At 71.2% G+C, this 5,137-nt stretch carries 3 protein-coding genes; 2 read left to right on the top strand and 1 reads right to left on the bottom strand.

Translation table 11 applies throughout. The features are described 5' to 3' along the window. Positions 1–1,161, top strand: a 1,161-nt coding sequence (locus tag ND748_RS24770; protein WP_251748391.1) for an ArsA-related P-loop ATPase, incomplete at its 5' end; no start/stop codon positions are given. 330 nt (positions 1,162–1,491) lie between these two features. Here ND748_RS24770 and ND748_RS24765 read toward each other — a convergent pair. After that, entirely contained in the window at positions 1,492–1,848 is a 357-nt protein-coding gene (locus ND748_RS24765) for a WhiB family transcriptional regulator (protein WP_251748390.1), read from the bottom strand. Between the two features lie 552 nt (positions 1,849–2,400). On the opposite strand from ND748_RS24765, the gene ND748_RS24760 reads away from it, so the two are divergent. Beyond that, positions 2,401–5,130, top strand: coding sequence for a penicillin-binding protein (locus ND748_RS24760; RefSeq protein WP_251748388.1), 2,730 nt, complete (start codon positions 2,401–2,403; stop codon positions 5,128–5,130). Positions 5,131–5,137 lie beyond the last annotated feature (7 nt).

Raw genomic sequence — 5,137 nt, 5'->3', positions numbered from 1 at the left:
GTCCGGCCGCACCCGGCGGGGGCGCCGCTGCTCGACGTCGACGCGATGCTCGACACCGAGCGCATCATCGTCTGCTGCGGCTCGGGCGGTGTCGGCAAGACCACCACGGCCGCGGCCCTGGCGCTGCGCGCCGCCGAGCGTGGGCGCGACGTGGTGGTCCTGACCATCGACCCGGCCCGCCGGCTCGCCCAGTCGCTGGGCCTGACCGCGCTCGACAACACCCCGCGCGAGGTGGCCGGAGTCGACGGCGCCGCCGGCGGTCGCCTCGACGCGATGATGCTCGACATGAAGCGGACGTTCGACGAGATCGTCCTGGCGCACAGCACGCCCGAGCGGGCCGAGGCACTGCTGGCGAACCCGTTCTACCAGTCGCTGTCGTCCTCGTTCTCCGGGACGCAGGAGTACATGGCGATGGAGAAGCTCGGCCAGCTCGACGCGAGCGGCGAGTGGGATCTGATCGTCGTCGACACGCCGCCCACCCGGTCGGCCCTGGACTTTCTCGACGCGCCGACGCGGCTGGGCACCTTCCTCGACGGACGGCTGCTGCGCCTGCTGCTCGCGCCGGCCAAGGCCGGCGGCCGGGCCTACGCGAAGGTGCTCGGCGCCGGTCTCGGCATGTTCACCAAGGTGATCACGAAGGTACTCGGCGCCCAGCTGCTGATGGACGTCAGCCAGTTCGTCGCCGCACTGGAGACGATGTTCGGGGGCTTCCGGGCCCGGGCGGATGAGACCTACCGCCTACTCGGCGATCCCGGCACCTCGTTCGTCGTCGTCGCCGCGCCCGAGGCGGCGGCGTTGCGCGAGGCGTCGTACTTCGTCGATCGGCTCGACGCGGAGGGGATGCCGTTGGCCGGGCTGGTGGTCAACCGGATGCACCACAGCGACGCGACGGCGCTCACCGTCGAGCGCAGCCTCGCGGCCGCCGAGAACCTCGATGAGCACGGGGAGCATCCACTCGCGGCGGCGGTGCTGCGGATCCACGCCGAGCGGGCCCGGCTGGCCAGCCGGGAGGCGCGGCTGCGAGAGCGGTTCACCAGCGCCCATCCCGACACCCCGCTGGTGGAGGTGGAGGCGCTGTCCGAGGATGTGCACGACCTGGCGGGTCTGCGTGAGATCGGCAGCGCGTTGGCTCGGGTCGAGCGGCTGGAGCAGGCCGGCTGACCCAGGGCGTGCGGCCGGCGGGGGTACGGCGCCAGCTGGCCGTAGGGCCGGCGGAAGTGCGGCCGTCGGACGCGGGGCCCGCGGAAGTGCGGCCAGCTGGACGTGGGGCCCGCGGAAGTGCGGTCGGCGGGCGGGGCCGGCGGACGTGGGGCCGGCGGAAGAGGCTGCGTTCCGAACCGGGACGACGCTGTCCTCGGGCGGAATCGGGTGCGGGTCACGGACTGGTGGGTCCGCGCCGGTCATGCGGTGGTCGGGCGGGCGTGTCGCCGCGCGATGTCGGGCCGGACGGTGGACCGGGCCGGCTCGGCGGGCGGGGCATCCCCGTCCGGGCTATCCGGCGGACGCTGATCGATGATCAGCCTGGGCGTCGGCGAGCAGCTTGCGCCAGGACGTGACGTCCGGGCGGCGACGCAGCAGCGCGCGGCGCTCCCGCTCGGTCATGCCGCCCCAGACGCCGAACTCGACGTGGTTGTCGAGGGCGTCGGCGAGGCACTCGGTGCGGACGGCGCAGCCGAAACACCGGGTCTTCACCCGGTTCTGGGCGGCGCCCTGGACGAACAGCTCATCCGGGTCGAGGTCGCGACAGGCGGCGTGCGCCGTCCAGTCGCCGTCGACGGTGGAATCCACGAGGTGGGTCGTGTTGGCGTGCAGGGTCGTGCTGACGGCGGGGGCCAGGCTTCTGGTCATGCCACCTGCCTTTCTTCTCGAGTCCGGGTCAGGGGGCCCGTGCGGGTGGTGACGTGGCGTTGACCCGAAACCGTACGGAGTGGCGTGGCCACGGCACAGACCCCACACGGGTGGTTGTCCAAATGACTAGTCCGGGCCATTGATCCGGATCGCCTCAGTAGTGCGGTCTGTGACAACCGTATGTCGGATGGGTGACATTCCTGTATCGCGGCGGAGGTCGAGTAGTTCTTCCATGGTCCCGTTGTCCGGCTGACATGGGAACCGGCCGCCGAGGCCCCCTCCGATCCGGTAGCCCGTTGGTGGGCATGGCGGGACCGCCTCGGGCGTGGTGATGTGGAGGTCGTCACGCTCGTCCAGGGCTCGCCGTCGGCGGCCTGCCGCGCCACCCGCCGTCGGAATTGCGGTGTCCCAGGTCACGGCGTTTTCGACTCGCTTGGGTGGCCTTCCAAGCCTCGTTGTACCGGCCTGCCCCGTCGGGGGGGAGAGGGTTGATCAGATGTTGGCCCGTATGCTCCGACTGGTGTCCCAGCCTGGCTGGACGGAGGTCCGTCGATGACCACGCCCTCTGGGTTCCCGATACCCCCTGGGCAGCCACCCTCGGGGCGCCGGCCGAGGCCGGCCGGCCCGGTGTCCACCGCTGCCGCCCGGGACCGCGAGATCGGCAACCTCTACCGGCCGGGCTTCGCCACGGGCGGCCCAAGCGGTTCTGGCGGGCGGGGCGGTTCCGGCGGCCAAGGCGGTTCTGGCGGCCAAGGCGGTTCTGGCGGGCGGGGCGGTTCTGGCGGCCCAAGCGGCTCGGGCGGCGCGAGCGGCACCGGAGGCCGTCGGGCGTGGCGGACGGCTCGCCGGTTGGCCATCGCGGGCGTGCTCAGCGTGGTGGCCGGCGTGCTGGTCGGCATGCTCGCGCTGCCGATGGTCGGCGCGGTGGGGTTGACCGTCAAGGACAGCGCCGACGACTTCATGGATCTGCCGGCAAACCTCACGGTTCCCCCGCCCGCGCAGGCGTCGCGGATTCTCGATGCGCGCGGAAACCAGATCGCCACGCTGTCCGGCGAGCAGAACCGCGAGGTCGTCCCGCTGAGTCGGGTTCCCCAGGTGATGCGCCAGGCCGTCGTCGACATCGAGGACTCGCGTTTCTACGAACACGACGGGCTGGACTACAAGGGCCTCGCCCGCGCCTATCTGACCAACCGGGAGAACGGCGAGGTGACCCAGGGCGGGTCCACGCTGACCCAGCAGTACGTCAAGAACGTTCTGCTGATGTCGGCCAGCACGCCGGCGGAGAAGAAGGCTGCCACCGAGCAGACGGTGCGGCGCAAGCTGCGGGAGGCGCGTTACGCGCTCTACCTCGAGGCGCATCTGAGCAAGGACGAGATCCTCGAGCGCTACCTGAACATCGCCTACTTCGGTGACGGCGCCTACGGCATCGAGGTCGCGTCGAAACACTACTTCAACGTCGGCGTGGAGCGGCTCACCCTGCCGCAGGCGGCGACCCTGGCCGGGCTGGTGAAGAACCCGACCGCCTTCAACCCGGTGCTGCACCCGCAGGCGGCCCAGGAGCGGCGCAACGTCGTGCTCGACCGGATGTTGGAGTTGCACCACCTCAGCCAGGCCGACTTCCGCCAGGCGCACGACGGGAAGCTGGTGCTCGACCGCGCCGTGCGGTCGGCCGACGCGTGCGCCGACTCGGGCGCGCCGTTCTTCTGCGCGCTGGTCCGCCAGCAGCTCCTCAACGACAGAACCTTCGCCCCCACCGAGGCGGACGCCCGCAGACTGCTGTTCGAAGGCGGCCTGACGATCAGAACGACGCTGGACCCGGTCGCGCAGCAGGCCGCGCAGTCGGCCGCCACGGAGGTCATCCCGATCGGCAACCGGGTGGCGGCGAGCGTCGCGATGATGCAGCCAGGCACCGGCCAGGTGCTCGCCATCGCGATCAACCGGGAGTACGGGGCGACGGACGACGACAAGCCGGCGAGCCAGTCGACGGATTTCGTGCACACGAAGGAGGTCTACCCGGCCGACGAGGACTCCTTCTCGCCCGGATCGACCTTCAAGGTGTTCACTCTGATCTCCGCCCTGGAGTCCGGCCTGCCGCTGTCCACGACGCTGCACGCCCCCGTCTGCTATCACTCCAACGTCTTCCCGAACCCGGATCCGCAGGGCAAGAACTGCTACGGCAACGCCGATCCGAGCGAGGACGGCTTCTATTCACTGACGACCGCGACCTGGGGTTCGGTCAACACTTACTACATCCAGCTCGCCGAGCGGCTGGGCGTGTTGAAGACGGCCGAGGTCGCCCGCCGGATGGGCGTCTCCTCCTGCCGGATCCGTCCGGCCAGAAACGACGATCCGGAATGTAAGGGAATAGACGGGATCAGTCGCGTCGACGGCTCGTCGATTCTCGGCTCCAACGAAATCAGCACGATGGACCTGGCCACCGCCTATTCGACGCTGGCGGCGCGGGGACGCCGGTGCGACCCGCGCACCGTTCTCGCGATCACGCAGCGGGTCGGTGGCGCCGACCGGCCGCTGCCGTTCAACGCCGGCGCGCCCTGCGAGCAGGTGCTCGACCCGAAGATCGCGGACACGGTCAGTGCCGTGCTGCAAGGCGTCATCAACCACGGGACCGCCAGCGGGAACGGGCAGATCGGCCGGCCGGCGGCGGGCAAGACGGGTACCGCCGAGGGCTTCAGCACCGCCTCGTTCGCGGGGTACATCCCGCAGCTTGCCACGGCGGTCACCCTCGCCGACCCGCGCGGGCCGACCTCGCATCCGCTGACCAACGTGCTCGGCCGCAACGTCTTCGGCGGCGGATACCCGGCGCAGGTGTGGTCCCGGACCATGATCCGTACGATCAACGGCCTGGGCCTGCCGGTCGAGCCGCTGCCGGCGCCGGACGACACCCAGCCGCAGGTGCCGATGAAGGTTCTGCCGAACGTGGTCGGCCAGTCGCAGCAGGCGGCCGAGCAGATGCTTGCCCAGCTCGGGTTCCACGTCACGTCGCAGCCGGTCCCCGCGCCGGTCGCCCCCGGGATCGTGGTGTACATGTCGCCGGGGCCCGGTGGCCCGGTCTCCATCAACACGGAGATCAAGTTGTCGGTCTCCGGTGGGTTGACCGGTGTTCCGGTGCTGCCCGGCGTTTCCCCGCCGCCGGGGCTGGGTCAGCCCCTTCCACCGGGCGTGTTCGGGGTGAACCCGCGCGAGCAGCTCGGCGCGCCCACCGGGGCTCGGACCGGCCCGATGACCTGGCGCGGCAACCGCGCGCAGCGCCGCGGGGCCTGACCCACCC

Source organism: Frankia sp. AiPs1 (genome assembly GCF_023716945.1).
GTDB lineage: Bacteria > Actinomycetota > Actinomycetes > Frankiales > Frankiaceae > Frankia.
The sequence above is the reverse complement of the archived record's forward strand: the minus strand, read 5'-3'. Positions and strand labels throughout refer to the sequence as shown.

Coding starts and splice junctions, on each gene's coding strand:
- ND748_RS24765 (WP_251748390.1), bottom strand. CDS start 1,848: ATGACCAGAAGCCTGGCCCCCGCCGTCAGCACGACCCTGCACGCCAAC.
- ND748_RS24760 (WP_251748388.1), top strand. CDS start 2,401: ATGACCACGCCCTCTGGGTTCCCGATACCCCCTGGGCAGCCACCCTCG.